This is a genomic window from Mucilaginibacter metallidurans, assembly GCF_003286435.2.
GTDB lineage: Bacteria > Bacteroidota > Bacteroidia > Sphingobacteriales > Sphingobacteriaceae > Mucilaginibacter > Mucilaginibacter gossypii.
Map to the genome: position 1 here is coordinate 6,173,634 of NZ_CP043449.1, position 19,084 is coordinate 6,192,717.

General features: G+C 40.7%; 13 protein-coding genes and 1 tRNA gene. 5 read left to right on the plus strand and 9 right to left on the minus strand.

Features of this window, described 5'->3' with window-relative positions; all coding sequences use genetic code 11:
• The first annotated feature begins 8 nt into the window (after window positions 1-8).
• Together DIU38_RS26460 and DIU38_RS26465 are read left to right on the plus strand one after the other, a co-directional pair.
• Complete coding sequence (locus DIU38_RS26460; protein ID WP_167516288.1) at window positions 9-1,574, plus strand: PH domain-containing protein; 1,566 nt, start codon at window positions 9-11, stop codon at window positions 1,572-1,574.
• Between the two features lie 5 nt (window positions 1,575-1,579).
• A complete protein-coding gene (locus DIU38_RS26465) occupies window positions 1,580-2,377 on the plus strand; it encodes a sensor histidine kinase (protein ID WP_149354183.1) in 798 nt (265 codons plus the stop codon).
• 397 nt (window positions 2,378-2,774) lie between these two features.
• On the opposite strand, the gene DIU38_RS26470 is transcribed toward DIU38_RS26465, so the two are convergent.
• The 5 genes from DIU38_RS26470 to DIU38_RS26490 form a co-directional block, all read right to left on the minus strand.
• On the minus strand, window positions 2,775-3,290 hold the full coding sequence (locus DIU38_RS26470; RefSeq protein WP_091174940.1) for a glutathione peroxidase: 516 nt from the start codon (window positions 3,288-3,290) through the stop codon (window positions 2,775-2,777).
• A gap of 43 nt (window positions 3,291-3,333) precedes the next feature.
• On the minus strand, window positions 3,334-3,759 hold the full coding sequence (ybeY, locus tag DIU38_RS26475; protein ID WP_091210257.1) for an rRNA maturation RNase YbeY: 426 nt from the start codon (window positions 3,757-3,759) through the stop codon (window positions 3,334-3,336).
• Window positions 3,759-4,181 (minus strand): ATP-binding protein, encoded by a 423-nt coding sequence (locus DIU38_RS26480; RefSeq protein WP_091174936.1) that lies wholly within the window; start codon window positions 4,179-4,181, stop codon window positions 3,759-3,761. Before DIU38_RS26480 ends, ybeY begins: the two co-directional genes overlap by 1 nt.
• 1 nt (window position 4,182) lies before the next feature.
• A complete protein-coding gene (locus DIU38_RS26485; RefSeq protein ID WP_112653292.1) occupies window positions 4,183-7,512 on the minus strand; it encodes a DUF4175 family protein in 3,330 nt (1,109 codons plus the stop codon).
• A gap of 201 nt (window positions 7,513-7,713) precedes the next feature.
• Window positions 7,714-8,151: a hypothetical protein gene (locus DIU38_RS26490; RefSeq protein ID WP_112653293.1), complete on the minus strand. Its 438-nt coding sequence runs from the start codon at window positions 8,149-8,151 to the stop codon at window positions 7,714-7,716.
• Window positions 8,152-8,641: 490 nt separating this feature from the next.
• Between DIU38_RS26490 and DIU38_RS26495 the strand changes: the two genes are divergently transcribed.
• On the plus strand, window positions 8,642-9,355 hold the full coding sequence (locus DIU38_RS26495; protein ID WP_112653294.1) for a hypothetical protein: 714 nt from the start codon (window positions 8,642-8,644) through the stop codon (window positions 9,353-9,355).
• Window positions 9,356-9,763: 408 nt separating this feature from the next.
• Here DIU38_RS26495 and DIU38_RS26500 read toward each other — a convergent pair whose 3' ends face one another.
• Window positions 9,764-10,243 (minus strand): hypothetical protein, encoded by a 480-nt coding sequence (locus DIU38_RS26500; protein ID WP_146750462.1) that lies wholly within the window; start codon window positions 10,241-10,243, stop codon window positions 9,764-9,766.
• Between the two features lie 7 nt (window positions 10,244-10,250).
• On the minus strand, window positions 10,251-11,984 hold the full coding sequence (locus tag DIU38_RS26505; protein ID WP_146750461.1) for a hypothetical protein: 1,734 nt from the start codon (window positions 11,982-11,984) through the stop codon (window positions 10,251-10,253).
• 373 nt (window positions 11,985-12,357) lie between these two features.
• On the opposite strand from DIU38_RS26505, the gene DIU38_RS26510 reads away from it, so the two are divergent.
• Window positions 12,358-12,431 (plus strand) — tRNA-Pro (locus DIU38_RS26510).
• Between the two features lie 376 nt (window positions 12,432-12,807).
• Here the strand turns inward: DIU38_RS26510 and DIU38_RS26515 are convergent.
• The gene (locus DIU38_RS26515; protein WP_112653297.1) at window positions 12,808-13,542 is read right to left on the minus strand and encodes a polysaccharide deacetylase family protein; all 735 of its coding nucleotides are present in this window, start codon (window positions 13,540-13,542) and stop codon (window positions 12,808-12,810) included.
• A gap of 1,201 nt (window positions 13,543-14,743) precedes the next feature.
• On the opposite strand from DIU38_RS26515, the gene DIU38_RS26520 reads away from it, so the two are divergent.
• Window positions 14,744-17,167, plus strand: coding sequence for a TonB-dependent receptor (locus tag DIU38_RS26520; RefSeq protein ID WP_167516289.1), 2,424 nt, complete (start codon window positions 14,744-14,746; stop codon window positions 17,165-17,167).
• 410 nt (window positions 17,168-17,577) lie between these two features.
• Here the strand turns inward: DIU38_RS26520 and DIU38_RS26525 are convergent, their stop codons facing one another.
• Complete coding sequence (locus DIU38_RS26525; RefSeq protein WP_112657431.1) at window positions 17,578-18,576, minus strand: transposase; 999 nt, start codon at window positions 18,574-18,576, stop codon at window positions 17,578-17,580.
• Window positions 18,577-19,084: the final 508 nt, after the last annotated feature.

Sequence of the window (19,084 nt, forward strand, 5' to 3'; positions counted from 1 at the left end):
TCCGGTATTTGAACGGGTACATTTATGGTTCTGACGGAGAAGAGATCATCCTATCTGAAAACGACCTTGACATCCTCGAAGAAGAGCTTAAGGCCGGCCAGTTAAGTTTTCAAACCGCCAATAACAATATCAAACCTTACCGGTTGGCTTTACATCAAAATTATTTATTATTGATAACTAAAGACTGGGTACATGTTTATCGGTATCAAAAAACCGGGATCATCCCGCTCAGTAAAATCTTTTTTACCGGCAACGTAACTTCAGTGTACCTTACCGGCAAAAATACGTTTGCCGTTACAACGGTAAAACAGGGCACCTACATTATTAACTATCTTACCGGCGAACGGAAAAATTACCTTAATAATAACATCACTACCGCTACGGTTATTGACCGGGAAAATAATTTATGGTTTGGCAGCTATGACAAAGGCTTTTTTCTATGTACCAATCCCGAAATAAAAATCATTAACAAAGAAAGCGGGCTGGCCAATGAAGATATTTTAAAACTGGGTATTGCAGGAGGTTACTTGTTTGCCGGGCATGTTTTAAGCACACTGAGTTATATGAAACTTGGCGCAAATCAAACGCCGACGATAGGCACCATAACTATAAATCAAAACCGGTCTGACTTTAACCGGATAACCAATCTGCTTACAATCCCGGGCAACACTCTCGTTATAGGTACCGATAATGGTATATTCAGATTAGATATTTCCAATAAGAACCCGTTGTCATGGCATTCTGTAAAAATTTTTTACGGTCCGATAAAAGGAATTGCTGCACGATCCGACACAGTGTATTTCCTTACACAAAATGCAGTTGGCGTTTTGACAGATAAGTTTAAACATCAATTGGGGTACAATTTTAAGCCCATACGTATGACATCCGTAACATGGTATAAGAGTAAGACGCTCGTAGGCTCACTTTACGGGTTATACCAGTTTGTCCCTTTCGGGAGCGCCGGCAAGTTTTCCTCTATTCGAATATTGGCCGATAAAGGAATAAATGTTGTTAAGAGCCTGGCATCAAATAATGATGTTTGTGCGATAGGCACCGAAGCTCAGGGGTTATTTTTGCTGGCCGGCGAAAAAATTGTTCAATTTAGATCTCCTGCTATTTTTTCAGGCGATATCCGTAAACTGGTATGGACAGATGACAATACTTTATGGGTCTGTACCGCAAACGGTGTAAGCATTATCAGTTTCTATAATCATTATCAAAATTACCGCATAAGTTTGCTCAATACCAGTAACGGGCTCCCCTCTGATAACGTTGCCGATGTAGTGCAGAACGGGCATGATTATTATATAGCCACCGATCAGGGCATAGCCGTCACTCAAAATTTAGGGAATACGAGCCTGCCTAAACCGGTGTTGATTAACGACGGGATACCCGGAACTCAAAGCAGCTTTACTTACGGCAGGCCTGTTGTTTTTAACTGCGTTGCCTTATCCTACAAAAGCATGGGTAAAATACAATACCGCTTCAGGCTTAAGGGGGTTGATAAAAATTGGAGCGTCGCGCCTTCCGGCGAAAAACGGTTCGACCTGCTGCCCCCGGAAACTATGAGTTAGAAGCCGTGGCTGCCGACCGTTTTAACCAGTTAAGCCAGCCGCTCATTTTTAAATTTGACGTTATGCCTTTATGGTACCAACAGTTATGGCTACAGGTGGTGGCTGTATTAAGTGCCATAATCATCGCTTTCCTGCTGGTACGGAAATATTATCAATCCATCATCGGCTTACAAAAAAAGGACTATGAAAATGCCCTTGCCCTGCAGCGCGAACGACAGCGGATCAGCAGCGAGGTGCATGATGATTTAGGGGCAAGCATCTCCGGCATTAAGCTCAGGACCGAATTGCTCAGCCGCAAAACGGCCGATCAACCCGCTTTTAAGGAGATAGACGCTATTCATGAAGCCATCACCGATATATCTACCCAGGTAAGGTTAATTATCTGGAGCCTTGATGCCGAAAACGACGAAGTAAGCAACCTGGCCGGCTTTATTCATAAACAAGCCATTAAAATATTTGAATACAGCAATATTGACCTTCATGTAAATACCTCCGTTAGCGAAACCCCGGTTACCATCAGCGGCGAAAAAAGGCGACAGGTATACCTCCTTGTTAAGGAAGTATTAAACAATATTGTCAAACATTCGGAAGCGAAAAACGCGTTTCTGGAAATCAACCTTTACAAAAACCGGCTGCAGATCAGCATCCGTGATGACGGGCGCGGATTTGACCCTGATGTGCGCAAACACGAAACCATGGGCATCCGGAATATTTACGCCCGGGCAAAAAGATTGAACGCCGAACTCAAAATTGATACCGCCCACGGTAAAGGCACATCCATCAGCCTTAAACTAAACCTTTAGCGTATACCCCATAATAGGTATTAAGAAACCCGGGATAATTTAGGAAATTAGCATTTTATATTTACCGCAAAGCATGCTCCAGATAATTTTGTTAGAGGATAATTTACACTACCGGCGTGGGCTGGAACAGAAGACATTAAAAGGCCTTGTTAAAATTAACTTCCCTGTTAGTGATCTTTAAAACCTAACCTTATCGTTACCATAATTAGTTGCCGCCCGGCTTCGCGAGCGCTTGTTATTCACCTTTGCACAATTATAATCACCAGCCTAAAAGATCAATCCCGCGTTAACAGAAAAGGGACAAACAACCAATTGGTCATTTGCCCCTGTACTTTGTTCAAGCCTATCCTGCGCAACCGGAACTACCGCCGGCAGCCTGTGCCTTAAAGGCAAATTCTTAGTTCAGATATTTCGTGATATCCTCAGATAGCGGGGTAGTTTGCGATCTGAAACGGTGGATCAGTTTACCGTTTTCGTCTATGAGGAATTTTTCGAAATTCCATTTGATGTCTCCGGTAAAATCAGGGTTTGGAGCGGTTGTTAAGTATTGAAACAACGGATCGATATCCAAACCTAAAACGCTTACTTTACCGCTCATCGGGAATTTTACGTTAAAGTTTTCTTTGCAAAAGGTTTTAATGTCCTGGTTAGTGCCCGGCTCCTGGCCGCCAAAGTTATTGGCCGGGAAACCTACTACTACCAGTTTGCCTTTGTATTGCTCAGATAGTTTTTCCAGGTCGGCGTATTGTTTGGTGAAGCCGCATTTTGAAGCTGTATTTACGATCAATACTTTTTTGCCTTTGTATTTAGCCAGGCTAAAATCTTTGCCATCAATGGTTTTCAGTTTAAAATCATATACTGAAGATGGTGCGGTAGCAAATAATAAGGCGATGATGAGTGCCAGTGTTTTCATGGTTTTTACAATTGATTTTTAATAATCCACTATAAAAGTAAGGCTAAAAATTTCTTTTAGCTAAGTACTCATCTTCTTTTTGTGTCATTTTTTGTTTTGTAACAACACTTTTATCCGTGTAACCCAACAGGTGCAGGGCGCCGTGAATGATAACACGGTGCAGTTCATTAGTTTCGCCGGTTTTAAATTTATCTCCGTTTTCACGGATGCGGTCTATCGAAATAAAGATATCGCCAACAATATCCCCCTCAACTTCCGAATTATCAAAAGTTACAATGTCGGTAAAAGTATCATGATCAAGATATTGCTGGTTTATTTGCAGCAGGTATGCGTCTGAGCAAAAAATGTAGTTAAGCTCTTTCAGTTTAAAGCCCTCGGCAATTACCGTTTCCTTTATCCATTGTCTTAATTGCGCTTTTTGTTTCGGCTTAAAGGTTGTGTCTTCTTCAAAAAAATTAATCGCGGGCATCAGATCTTAAAGTGAAGTTCAATTTCATTACCTGAGGCATTAAAAATACATTGGTCGGCAAGGTGTTTAATGATAAACACACCGCGGCCGGTGAGGTTCTCGAGGTTTTCGGGAGCTGTGGGATCGGCAAGGTTATTATAGTCAAAGCCCGGGCCTTCATCTGTAACAGTCCAGATGATACGCTTCGGTTCCACTTCGGCATTAACAATCACTTTTTTTGTTTCGTCCTGTTTGTTACCATGCATAATGGCATTAATAACCGCTTCATTAAGGCAGGTCATCATATTGGCGAAGGTATCCTCCTCAACATGATATTTATCAGCAATTTCTTCTATCAGCTGCTCAAGCAACGTTATGCTCTCCGGTTTTGACGGCAGCTGCAACGTATATAGCTCGCTGGTTTGAACATTTGCCTCTTCCATATTATTTGGCATTAAGTTGATCAAAGTAAGATTTTATTTTTTGTTTATAATACAAATTAAGTGCCGGAGATACCGTTCTGATCTGCTCCGTTTGCTTTGCTTTTTGTTGCTGGTACCCCTGCAGTGCCTTTATGTATCCCGGTGGCAATTCCTTACCTGCATTGCTCTCTCTTTGCTGATCCTGATCTCGTTGCTGCTCGGCCTTTTCGGCCTCTAATAACCGGGTTTGAATTTGCTGCTGCCTTTTTAGCGCGTCATCTGTAATCTTCCTGTTTACGAGATCACGTTCGGTTTGTTCCATTTCTTTCGAAATTTTATCCAAATTGCCCAATCCGCCTGTCCCGTCTTTATTTTCGTCCCTGTCAATTTGTTGCAAAGCCTGCCGTATCATCTGCTGCTGACGTGCCATTTTAGCAAAATGCTCGCTCATATTACCACTATTGCCCTGCTGACCTTTACCCTGGTTGCCTTGTTGCTGCATCTGCTCGCGGGCCTTTTGCATATTTTGATTAAGCTGTTGCTGCATTTTTGCCAATTGCGATATGGATTGTTGCTTTCCCTTGCCTCCTTTGCCGCCCTTATTCATCATTTTTTGCATTTGCTCAAGCGCTTCGCTCAGCATCAAGGCAAGGTTGTTCATGGATGTCATAGCGTATTGCTGGTTGCGGTTTGCCTCAAGCGTACGCCTGTCGCCCAAAAACTCGAGTGCCTGATCAATATGCTCGTTGATACTGGTAATTTCCTTACTCACTGTCGACTGAATCTGCGGCACCCTCCTGCTGATAGCATACAGGCTGTCTTCGGCCGTTTTCAAGTTGTCTTTTATATCCTTTTGATTTTGCGACAGCGTAACATATGACGGATCTGTAGGATTGGTATTTTTAAGCGTTTGCATCAGCTTTTCCTGATTAAACGAACTATTAACCAAGCTTTTTAACAATTCCCTCAACTGCTGGGCATCAACAGCATTCTCTTTTGATTCGCCTTCGTCGCTATCTTTTTGCATTTTTGCAGCAAGCTCCTTCATTTGCTTTGCTGCCTGCTGCTGCGATTTTGAAGCCTTTGCATTATCTTTTTTTTGCAGATCGCCGGCGCTTTGATCCATCTGCTGTTCAATATCTTTGGTTTCCTTCTCGGGATTTTGATAATCTGATTTACGTTCGGCCTGGTCATTGGCTTTCTGTAACTCATCAAACCCTTTCTTCACATCCTGAAAATCCTGCTTCAGTTTATCCTGTTGCTGCTGCAGGTTCTTTTGGTCGGCACCGGGCTGTTTGGTTTGATCAGATAGTTTTTGCTGCTCGTCGGCCAGCTTATTCAACTGATCGAGGTTTTGATTGAGCTTTTGCTCAAACTCCAGCTTTTTGTAAAGTTCCAGCACCCGGTCGAGCTCCTTTTTTAACGATTTATTATCCATTTGCATTTTGGATAGTTCATCGCGGGTAGCATCCTTTTGTTGCTCGTTTAGCATTTGCTGCAAGTTTTGAAGCAATTCCTTTGTTTTTTGATCAAGCACGTTATTAAACAAATCTTCAATTTGCTTTTGCTTTGCTCTGATCTCTTCGGTTTGCTGCTGGTTTTCCTGGCGATTGTATAAATTCTTTTTGTTATCGGCCTGGATATCTTTTACCAAATCTTCCAGGTCTTTACGCTTTTGCATCAGGTCTTCTATCTGCTTTTTCTCATCAAAAGAGAGCGTGTTTTTGTTCAGCAGGTTTTGATTTAGCTTTTGTGCGTCGCGCTCAACCTGCCCGGCCAACTTTATAGCCGAAGCCATTTTTTCTTTTATTGCTTTTGAGCCTGCATTTAACTGCTGGTTAATCTCCTTGTTGTCAGGGACATTTATTGTATGTTTTGCTGTACGCGCTGTTTTGTGGCCGGTCACTTCATCGTTATCGGCAACCTCAAAAAAGTAACTTACATGGTCACCGGGATTAATGCCCATGTCCTTGAGGTTCCAGTAGTAAAAAAAGTCGGCCTGTGTTTGAGACAGATCTGCATTAACCTTTTTGGTAAATTCCCTTTCCTTGCTGTTGCCAGTAGCCTCGATGGTATAATGAAACATGAGCGATGAAAAACCATGATCGTCCTGAATCTTGCCATTAAAATAAAATGCTTTCATGCTTACCGAATCCGGCTTTTCATCAATAGTAATGGATGGCGCTTCGTCAGTAACAACGTTGATGCGATATGTAGCCGAATCACTTTGGTTCACCTGGGCATTAACCGGTAAAAGTTTGTAAACCGAAGTTTTCAATATCCGCTCGCGGTGTTCAAACAGGTCTGGCCCATTTTGTACCGTAACATGGCTTTGCCCATTTATGTCAAACATCAATGTACTGGCATACTGGGTATGCAATTGCCAGTTCACAATTGTACCGGCAGGAATAGTCAAATCGCCGGCATTTAGCAGCCTTTCATTTTTTTTATGGAGGTAGGCCGGATAATTTAGGTCAACGTTAAAGTGTAACAGTGCAGGCTTTTGATTTACCTTGATTTCGTAAACAGCCGAACTAAAGCCATTGCCAGAAAACTTAAAACGGGTATTTTGCTGCAGGTTGCTGAACTGGTAATGAAAACGGCTGATGTTATCTTTATCCAATTTAAATGTATTCTCCCCTGTTTCAACATAAACATCTGCGGGCAGCTTATCGCCTTCCAGTTTAAGGTCGAGCTTTAAATCACTCCCCTGCACAACTGAAAGTGTTTTGTTCAATACAATAAACCTGAACGGAGCAGCAGGAACAAAATATTCGTTATGCCTGATCAGTCTTTTAGTACTTTCGGTTAATACAGAAGGCGCCGCCAATGCAATAATGATAATTACCCCCAACGGACCAAGCGCCCACTTTAAATATTTGGTATTTTCTTTAAGGTTGATAGCCGATGGAAAGCTTACCGGTTTAAGCGCTTCTATCTTTTGGTCGATACTGGCCTCGATGAGTGCACGGTGGCCTTCATCTTCGGCAGCGAGCTTTTTTAGCTGCAGGGTATTGAGCAGCTTATCATGAACATCGTTAAAATGCCTGCCAATAATTTCGGCAGCTTCATCATGCGTTAAAGTTTTGCCCAGCTTAAGCCAGGCCAGCAATGATGGTAAAATCAGCCAGCAAACAAGCACTGTATTAAGCAGGATAAAAAAGTAAAAAAGAATGGTACGCAGCAGGATACTGAAATTGCCGAAATATTCGCTTAGGGTAATTACTACATAAGCTGAGAAAAGGCCGGCACCTAAAAATATTAATCCACGCAAAAAATTATTGAAATAATACTTCCGGGTGAAAGTATTGATTTTGCCAAGCAAAAGTTCATAATTTTCTGTCGAGGCCATACTACATGTAGAAAAACGTTAAATACACACGCTTTATTAAACGCAAAAGCCATGTATTATATATAACACGCGTTGGTTTAAGTTAAAAATTAAAGCAATAATAATAAAATGTTAATTGTTTATGACAATTAAAATTGAATCCCCCTCTTTATTGGGAAATACAGATTTTAAACAATGATAATAGGCAAAATTGGGAAAATCTTATTCCTGCTCCTCAACTGTTTCTTCCTCAGGCTCCGGGGATTCCAGCTTATGCAGCCAAATACCGGCTATCCCCGTAATTGAATATGGAAATATAATTACTGCTATAGAAGATACAGCCGAAACCTTTTTCTCAAAAAGTAATTCAAAAAACGGGAGCATAGTAATTATCAATATAGCTATAGTTAAAACCTGTTTTACATAAAACGGCTCTCTCTTTTTTGATAAAGAGTATACTGCCACCCAAAATACAAAGGCGAAAGGAATAGTAAGCAGCAGAACCATATCTGCAAAAATGATATAGTCTTTTTGGATCTCTGCAATAAGGCTTATTTCAGGGTTCTCGATAATAAACCATGACAGCACAAGGTGGAGCAATGGTGCTATGATCACCATCAGCAACCAAACTTTTAAACTATATATAAATGACCTGTTCATAATTTATTAAGCGCGCTAACAAGATACATAGCAGTCAATAAAATAACAAGGCTACCCGGGTTCGTAAACGGTATACGGGTTATTATTTAACACAGCAATTATAATCGTGATAACCCGGAAAATGCTTTTTTACATACGGCCGTTGCGCTTCCATACTTGCAGATTTGAAAATAACGCTGATTTAAGGGCCACGCCATTTAATTTAAAAGGTTTACATTAAAAATATAGAACTTTTTTTTTATCCAAAAATTATATCTGCAACAGCAGAAAACCCTCTCCTAAAATAGCGGAACAAAAATTTCGACTTTCGGGGAGAAAACGCAGGGTTTGGGCCACAAATAACAAGTACGATTATTTATTTTAAATTTCTACATTAAATTAACCCCGGGTTAATTGCCGCAATATAAATTACCATAAAAAAGGGTGTTTTCACGGATTGTTAAGCGTATAGTTAATTATTACCTTGCATCAATTTAGCCACAGCCCTATCATGACCATTCCGATCCAACTCAATAAATCCATATTGGACTACTTTAGTGTAGGTGGCGTTTGGCAAAATATTTTATTTTACGCCACTATACTTTGCCTTTTATATATTAACATTTTGTTAACCCGTCGAAAGAAAAGTTATAAGCTGCAGCCTGTTGGGGACTTACCTGACGAAAAAGACGAGTCTGCGCTGACGACGGCAGATAGCACCGGGCTCAAAACAAACGCCGCTTTAAATAATGAAATAGCTACACTAAGAAACGAGCTTTTGGCTCTGGGCGAAAAATTGGAGCTTTCGTACATGAAATCGGAAAGACTTAATGGTCAGTTATCAGAGATATTGGATAGTGTTGAATTAACAATGGTCTACGATCATACCCTTTGGGATTGGTCGCTGGATTTCAGCAGCAAAGAGATTACGCTTTCCGAATATGGTTTAAAGCTCTTCGGCTTTCCGGAAAATACAAAGCCCGTTTTAAATGAGGCCATCCATATTGTTGAACCCCGGCACCAGGCGGCACTTATGGATGCTGTTGAAAAATCATTTAAAACCGGTGCCGACTTCTCAATCACCTGCCTCGTTCATCCATTAAATGGCGGCCAGCCAAAAGAAATAAAGGCAGCGGGCAGGGTTTATTATAACGAGTACGAAACACCCCTAAAACTATCCGGAAAATTTTCAATTACCCATACCGAGCCACTGATGAAGAGGTGATTGTGCTTTACAGGTTCCGTTTCCGGGCGGATCTGCAAGTGTTCAATTTTTAAAAGTGTGAACGCCCGCCTTGTTTTCATGAAAAAACATCTCTGACTATCAGCAACTTGTATTTAGGCCAAATTGCTTTAAAAGCCTACTTGAACAACCCGACCTTGATAATCAACAACTTACAAATTTTCATTTCCAAACATTGAACACCCGGTTTTTAAAAATTGAACACTGACAAGATCCTGTCAGTTTATTGGGGTAATAGTGCCTGTTAAGTAACCGGCTTAATCAGCCTGGCACTTACACTTCTATCCGTTTAAAGCGCTAAGCCTTTTGAATGTTGTTCAGCGCCTTATTAATTCTTTTAACCGCTGTAGTTATAATTTGCAGCTTCATGTCATTATCACTAAAACATCATTATTTATTTCTGCGTTTTTTATCCGGCGTTGGTGTTACATTTTCAAAATCTACACTGGCCTCTCTTTTTCGCGGAGTTAACAATCTTGTTTTGTGCACAATGTACTCATGGTCCTTCCCTATCTCTATTATATAGAATACATATAGCGTTTGAGCAGTGAGATCTGTTGTTTTTTTCGCAAAATTGATCAGCGTGGGAAGACTGACCATCCTGATCTTTGATAGTGAAGCATTACTAACACTCTGGCCTGAATCCTTTGAATTATATACAAAGGTTGGTTCGCTATTGTATTTGAGACATGGGCATTTTACGGTAAAGTATTTGTACTGCGATTCCATCCCGACATCCCACATCCTATCTTTCGGCATTGTATTAGCAGTATCCAGCAAATAATAAACCGTGTCGATATTGTTGGCTACCTTTTGAGCCGAAGCGCTATAAATGTTAAGCCAAAGTATTACGATCAAAAAGTATTTCATAAACCAATTAGTTGCAATTTCCAGGTAATTTATCATTTGAGTTCAAAGAACTGTTATAAAAACTATTTAACTGCGCATCTGTTAGCGAGTATTTTGTTTTAATAGCATTATACGCCTGTTGTAAAGTAGCTGTTTCCGTCGCCGTTGCTGATGGATCGGAAGTATTTAATCCATATAACATTGCGCTGGCATATTCTGCGTCCGTATGGGCCGATTTATCCCATGTTTTCAAGGCGCCGACCGCCTGGTCAAAATAGTTGGTCAGCATGACCAGATGGTTGCTGTAATTGGCAGGCAAACCATCCAGCGTACACCATTGATCTATAGATAAAAGCCAGTTGTTGTTTGTGAAATCGGTATATCCCTGGGACGCATTATCCTGGGCAGTCGATAGTCCGTAGTTGATATAAGCATGCATAGTTTCATGTATAATTGTTGCAGCAATCAATAACCTCGAACTATTTTGAAGCATCTTTGTATTTAATGTGATGGTCGCGCTTTGACCGATACCGGAAGACTGAGGCTGGGTTTGCCCAAGCTTATAGGTTAACCCAGTGCTATTGGGCTTAGAAACGGCCCAGTCAAGGTTAGCGTTTTGCCAAACCAGATCAGGTCTTTGCGATTTTATAAATGGAGACACCAGATTGGTATATACACCGATACTTGCCAGTTGATCAATAATCAATTTAGTAGCACATGGGAAATACTTCGCAAGGCTGTCAGTTCTCACTGTAAAAAGCACCGGTGGCGGTGGTACTACACATGGCGAAGCCGGTGGATCCGGGGGATATGTTGGCGGGGGGAAAGTTCCATCGCCATCGCCTGGAGGCTGCTGTACATTTTTATCAAGGATTAAACGATCACCTGTCGATTGCACTTGTAATTTGGTAGCATTCGTTCCTGGGCAAGGCTGGCTTGGTGGATTGCTGCCACCACCGCTACCACTTCCTGTGGAACCTGATGGTGCCCCCCCATCCCCGCCACCATCTACCCAATCACAAGTCGCTCCTAAATATTTAACGTCTACGACCTCTCCGTTTACCTCCGATATCTGATACCAATCGGTACAATCCTGTTGTAATTTATTAGTTTGTACGCTTTGAACAACCTGGCTACCCTTTTGAGATAATGGACCAGAAGTGGTTGACATCGCTTTGAGGATTCGGCCATTCTTATAAAACCAGCCGCTTATAAATTTACCTTTTGGGGTACTGTATAAAACTGTTCCGGAAAAATCACTGTCGCGCTTGTTATATCTGTTCCTGTCAAGTTTGCTCAGGTCATTCTTTAAATAAGCAGGGTCTGCGATCACAGTCATCACATAAGCATCGTAGCTTTCTCCGTTTTTTAATAATAAGAAGGAGCTGTGGCTTTGGAACTGTTCGGTGGCCTTTCCGGAATTCATGTTTTTTAGTTCAGCATGGTACTGTACACTCGGATCAATCGGGATTTCGAGGACTCGCTGCCCTGCACGCAGGTACGTACTCCCATTCTGCCATACTGGTCTTATTAGCTGACTAATGTCCGCACTATCTTGTATTGACTGAACTCCCATTTTGCTATTCGCCGGGAATGCATTTTCATACCAGGCCTTAGCCTGAACAATCGTCGGGTCGCTTATTTGAACGGTGGAATCTCCATGGCGGTCTTTTTTACAACTATTTACGGATAGAATAATCGCAGAAACAATAGCGATTGGGTACAAGACTTTAGGAAAAGATTTAAGTTTAGGGTATTTCATATTACGCGGTTCAGGTTTTGAACAAATATTGAAATTATATTTAAAGTTTATAGTATGTAAAGAAAATATTACCTATTACTATAAAATATTTCATTTATAAACCTAAGGAAAAATAACTGAACCCGAGATTTTAGAAAGTCAATTAGCGTGGATCCGTGAATGTAACAGCGAATCAGATAGCGCTTATTAAATAATAGCGGGACTCCTTAAAATGAAATGATCTTATTGGACTTTTTTCTCCTGAAACCATAATCTTATTAAGACAGAAAACCTTTAAATCCGCAGTTGTCGCCAAGATAGCCTTAAAAGCCACATTTCCATTTTGAATTATCCCTGCAACAATTATATTTGCAGCCCGGCCATACATTTATTTCGGGATGTAGCGTAGCCCGGTATCGCGCCAGCATGGGGTGCTGGAGGTCGTGGGTTCGAATCCCGCCATCCCGACTTGAACACAAGCTTTAAAGAGCATATTTGAGCAGTTTTTTACTGATTGAATATGCTCTTTTTTGATTGTTGACCTTCTTATAAACCTTGATATTAGTATTACTGCCATAACAGATTATGTTATGAAATAGGTTTGCCTGCCCGTTTACACAAAAATCCCGATGATCGTTTCGTCCGGGATTGTAATGCTTCACAAGCATGATGCTTGCTTTATTTTAGGACGAAGTTATGCTTTCGCTAAACTTCGACCAGTAGGGGATGTAGTGAAGAAAAACGACTGTTGCAAAAACTGGTGAGACGGGTAAAGGAAAGAAAGATGCGAAAGACAGCCAAAATTAACTTTCCTAACTATCTGATTTATGTCCTATAGTAAAACTTAGCGGCCCGTAAAGCCGCTTTTTATATTTCTAAAAAGATCGCGAGATGTCCATAATCCACTGGCAATGATCCGCCGCATAGTCAGGTTCGGATAAGTTTTGTCACGTGGCGCATCCAGCTGAAAAGCCGCTTTAAACCCTATCTTTTTTAGCTCGGGCAAGCCTTTACTGTTCCAGTAACCGAAAGGAAAAGCGAAATAATCCACAACTTTTCCGGTTATGTCTTCCAATTTTTTTTTCGAAGCTGCGATCTGCGGCTCAAATTCCACAGGCTTCAAATGCCTGAAGTCCGTATGGCTTTGGGTATGGCAGCCGATTACATGCCCTTCAGCTGAAAGCTGTTTAATCTGCGCGGCATTCATGAACCAGGGATGCGTGCCGATCTTCCCGGTAATGATAAAGAATACCCCCTTAAAGCCGTAAGATTCCAGCACCGGCAATCCGTTTTTGAACTGGTCAGCATTGGTATCATCAAAAGTCAGCATAATGGGTTTGGCAGGCAGCAGCTTACCAGATAATAGCCCATCCGGTAAAACCGTCTGATAACCACTGTCCGCCAGCATTTTCATTTGCGCTTTAAAAACGGCAGGCGGGATAATGTACTGCTTATCCGTCCGGCTGTCTTTAGCTTTAAAATCCCGGATCTGGTGATAACAAAGGATAGGGATTTGTCTTTGGGCAAATCCGCAAAGGCAGCATACTAATAGGGAAAGTAGGGCGCTTAATTTTTTCAAGAATGTAAAAATAAACTTCGTTTTGACGGATGCAAAAGTTAATTATGGTTAGAGCTTAAGTTAATTTTAAACAACAAAAAAGCTCTTATACCATTGATTGTAGGTGTCGTACTTAAAACAATAGTCGTTTCAATAAACTTCTACTTTGTTAACTTCAAAGGAAGAGTATTAATTGAAATACCGGTAGTCTACTGGCTATTCGTATCACCATTAATAATTTTCACCTATATATTCAATAATTCTTGAGAATTTTGGAAAGGTGTACTTATAAATTACGATATTCAAACTGGTGAATATTCTAACTTAATAAAAACTATGATTCGGGTAATCTCTATCCCAATTGCGTTGGATTTGGTGGTTACGATGCCGATTGTTATTTTAAGCAACTCGAACAATATCATCTTCTGTATCGTCTTTTACCTAACATCTCTATCTATTTTAATGAGCTTTTTCCTAATATGGTCAACACTTTTTCCAATTAAAGTTGGGTCATATTTCCAAATGAAAGGTAATACTTCATTTCTCGGCTACCTTGCCTCCACATTATTAGTCGTAATTACCTATAAAAAGGGCTTTTATCTGTTATTTCCTTTATACATGATTATTACATATATCACCTTTAAAATAGGTAAAAATCTTTACCGTAATAACAGGAAAGAAATATTTCAAAAAATATTAATTAATTACAATGATTATGCAAACACTTATAGTAATATGCACACTTATTGGGGTCGTATTTTATATTAGAAAAGCTCGTAAGTCAGTTTGATAACTAGCATCAATAATTGTTGATACTTGTTATATCAATTCAAGCAAATTCAGACCAGTACGCACTGTAGATATTATTACTTGAGATCAAATTGACTTTGCCATATACTTATTATTCACTTATCGATTAGCTTTGATTTACCGAAATCAGAAACAATTTTATATTAGATATACAACATTTTCTCCTGAATGTTCCTGCAACTAAGTTTAAACAAAACCTTTGGGAATTATTTTCAGGACGGATGCATTTTATAGATGAAGCCGCACACCGGGGCGAAATTTCCTAAATGCTATTCTTTTATGAGCAATTGAATCAGGCATGTTTTATTTAAATAAAAATAAAAAACGATCTTTTTTATAGCTTAGCGTTATGTTTTTAAAAACACAACGAAGGGTCGGAAACAAACCGACATGTCAAAAACACGATCATTCTATGAAAAAAGCTTTCCTTACCTTTCTCCTTTTCTTAATGCTTACCCAGGCTTTTTCCCAATCAACCGGTAATATTAAAGGTAGCATCACCGACAATTCAAAAGCCCCGTTGGAGCTGGTGAATATTATTCTTTACAAAACAAATTTCAGCGCCACCACAAATAATAAAGGCCAATACAGCATCAATAATATTCCTGCCGGAAACTACCAGGTCATTATTTCGCACATCGGCTATAAATCTGTTAAACAACATATACTCGTAAAAAACAATGACACTACTGAATTTTCCTATACGCTTCAGGCCGGCGTTATTAAGATATCTGCTGTTGAAGTACAAGGCGAAAGAGGCGTAGGAAGCATCAAAGCGTTACCCGAGATCGGCGGAACAAATATTTATTCGGGCAAAAAAAATGAAGTTGTTTTGGTTGACAGCGTCAATGCGGATATCGCACAAAATAAAGCCCGCGATATGTTTGCAAAAGTACCGGGTATCACGTCGTGGGAGTTGGATGGTTCGGGCACCCAAACCAGTGTAGCGGCAAGAGGATTAAGTCCGCACAGATCATGGGAGTTCAATGTGAACCAGAATGGCTACAATGTTAACAACGATCTGTATGGTTATCCCGAGGCGATGTATAACCCGCCATTGGAAGCCGTACAGCAAATTGAGATCATCAGGGGATCAGCCGCTCTTCAATATGGCCCTCAATTTGGAGGAATGCTCAATTATGTAATTAAACAACCCGATACCACGAAGTTATTAAGCATTGAAACCGAACAAACGTATGGCTCGTTCAATACCTCGAATTCCTTTGTTTCGGTAGGTGGGAAAAAAGGCAAGTTCACTTATTATGCTTTCTTTAATTACCGTAGCAGCGATGGATGGCGCCTTAACTCCGACTATAATTTCCTGAATGCTTACGCAAGTTTGCACTATAAGCTAACAGATAAAATGGATATTGGTCTCGAATATTCAAGAGAAAACTATGTGCAGAAATTTGCTGGCGGGCTTACCGACGCGATGTTTGCTGCCAATCCGCGCCAGTCAACCAGGAGCAGAAATTATTTTAACCCGATACTTAACCTGCCCGCTTTGCTTTTTAATTACGCCATCAATAGTAAAACATTATTGAATATAAAAGCCTATACCTTGTTCGGGCAAAGGAACATGGTTATTGCCAGCCCGAGTTTAGCCACCAATGCAGATACCATCAGCAAAACTACAGGCTCCTACGCGCCAAGAGAGATAAACCGGGACTTTTACAACAGCTATACTGTTGATGCAAGAATGATAAAAAAGTACGATCTGTTCGGCCATGAGAGTGCCCTATCGGGCGGCTTAAAATATTCCAACGCTGCTACCAACAGAAAACAAAACGGGGAAGGAAGTACAGGAACTAATTTTGACCTTACTCAAACCGGCAATTACGGTATCGCCCTGCTCTTTAAAACAATAAACTACGGGGCGTTTCTTGAAAACCTTTTCCGCATCACCGATAGGCTATCCGTTACCCCCGGCATCAGGTATGATAACCTCAAATCAACTTTAAACGGAACGGAATATAAAGTATATAAAAATTTTAACCCCGTATCGCTTTCAACCTCCAGGAACATCGTGCTGGGTGGAATCGGTGCGCAGTATAAGATCACTGAAAGCATTAATATTTATGGCAATTACTCGCAGGCATACAGACCTATTCTTTATGCAAATCTTATCATCGGATCGAGCACAGCGGTGATCGACCCGAATTTGAAAGACGCGAGCGGCCATAATGCAGATATTGGCATTAGGGGAAAGGTTAAAAAGATATTGAACTTTGATCTAAGCGCATTTGAACTGAAGTATAACAACAGGATAGGAAATATAACGCTGACTGATGGCAACGGAAAACCGTACACCTACACTACCAATGCAGGCAATGCGCTCACCAGGGGAGTGGAAGCTTTTGTTGAGGTTCACCTGCTTAATTTCAATACCGAGGACACTAACAATGATCTTTCCATATTTTCTTCTTACGCTTATAATCACGCCAGGTATTTGAATGGCAAAACAGGCGTGGTTGATCTGACTGGAAAAACGTTGGAAGACGTTCCTCAATTTGTTAGCCGCTCGGGCATAAATGGCTCTGTACATAACCTCTCCGCTACCTTTTATTATTCATATGTTGGCGGATCATGGTCGGATGCGAATAATACAGCTGCTACCAAAACAAGTCCCAATATAGGTTATGTCCCACGATATCGCGTGGCCGATTTTGCCCTGGGCTATAAGTTTTCCGACAAGTACAACATCAGGATCGGTATCAATAACCTGACAGATAATAAATACTTTACCCGCCGAACAGAAACGCTCGTTTACCTTGGCAATGGTATATTACCCGGCGACGGAAGATCATGTTATGTTACATTGGGTGCTAAATTCTGACAGCAGGATATCAATCCTGTTTTTGCACAATGGCTGTTCAACCTATTTCCGCCGACTAATAGTTCGCCTGCCTGCTTGCAAGATTGCTAAAATGCGAACCACATAGTTTAGACCGGCAGGGCGCCATTGTTCTTTCCCTATTCACCAATTCCGCGAGTTTAGCCCACCGCCGGGATAAAAAATAAAGGCTATACAAGCGGGCGGATTTGTTCGTCTTCAGCGGCCCCGCCCGTATTCTAAGACTTTTCCAAATAATATTTCTTCATCTTAACTCGACAACAAAATTCTCATTTTGGCCGGAACCCGTCAAGGGTACATAAACAGCGCAGCCGCACAAGCCCGCCCTTCGCTGCCCTTGACAGAACCCGTCCAAAATAAGGGGAGTTGTTTAAGAGTTAAGATGATAAGCCCTAAGCTGCATATTTCATCAGATCTACATAGCCCGAGCCGCGATTGACAACAGCAAACATTCTGGAAATGATCTTGTTGCGTATAACATTTAGTGTACTCATCTTATTTTTCCCCTCGCTCACTCTTCTTTTATAATAGCTTTTCATCTCTGGATTATATGCGCAAGCACATATAGCCACCATGTGGATTAATTTTTTTAGTTGCTTGTTGGATAAACTACTGACTCGTGTTCTTCCTTTTATACTCGTGCCAGATTGGTGTTCAAAAGGAGCAGTTCCCACATAGCAGGCGAACTTTCGCCAGGTAGCAAAACGGGTAAAGTTGTGCGTATAAGCAATCATATTTGCGGCCAGTACAGGTCCTACACACTTAATACTGGTCAGTAATTGATAGTTTAATTTAACTGCTTCATCACTTTCTATAACCGCCTTTATTTGTTCTTCAATCTTTTTAACTTGAACCGTTAGGTTCATTATCAGGCTTTTATAAACTTGAAATATCCCCTTGTGCTCTTTTCCTTCCAATGCCTTTTTCTGTTCTTTCCATGTGGCTTCATACCCTCCACGATCACATACCAAGCGATTTCGTAATGTAAGCAGCGACTGAAGTTTGAGAATACTTTTAGCTGGTAATAGAGTTGCCTGAATGGTTTCGCGGTGTAGCCAAGCATATTCAGCGATTCTTTGTGCATCGATCTGGTCATTCTTTCCTCTTCTGATCCCTATAGATTGTTTAATCTGAAGCGCAGGAAGCATGGCGAATGGGATTCCAATATCATTTAGATAAGTGGCAAGTTTAATTGAATACATACCGGTATGCTCGAAGCATATGATCATCTCCGCCGGTTCCGATTGTTTACTATGCTTTTTTACCCAACTTAAAAATAAAGCAAATCCTTTTTCCTCGTTACTGAATGTTTTGGAGGCACCGATTCCGTGCAGGTGGACATCAATAGTAAGCTTTGATACATCGATGCCGATAAATACTTTGTATTTCATACTAAATAAATTAATGTGATGTACTCAGACTAAAACCTTTATAAGACCTGGTGTCTAAAATTCTAACTTGTCATTGACATCGACTTGTGACTCGAAACAGGGACTAATACGGGCCATAGGTCTTTAGCCTGGGCCTTGACTTGGTTCACCCTATTCTTTGTCAGCAAGATACTTTCAATAATAATCACAAAGCAAATCTAAAGGGCCTTGGCTTTTCCCCGGGTCGCGCTTTCGGTTGCTTACATGGTTGTAACAGACATTCATTATGTTTTATAACAAGTTCATTGATTATCAACTATAGCATAAATAAGTATCAAAGGCCATTAAACAGAAGCACAATATATGTGCCCTATACGGCTCCCGTCCTGAATATTATAGATATAAATGCCGGGGTAATCGTCTCCTAATCCCGACTTGAAAACAACAAAAAAAGCATATCTGCACAGTAGTCTTACAGATTGGATATGCTTTTTTTTATTTAACAAATGCTTATATGCCGTAATTGATA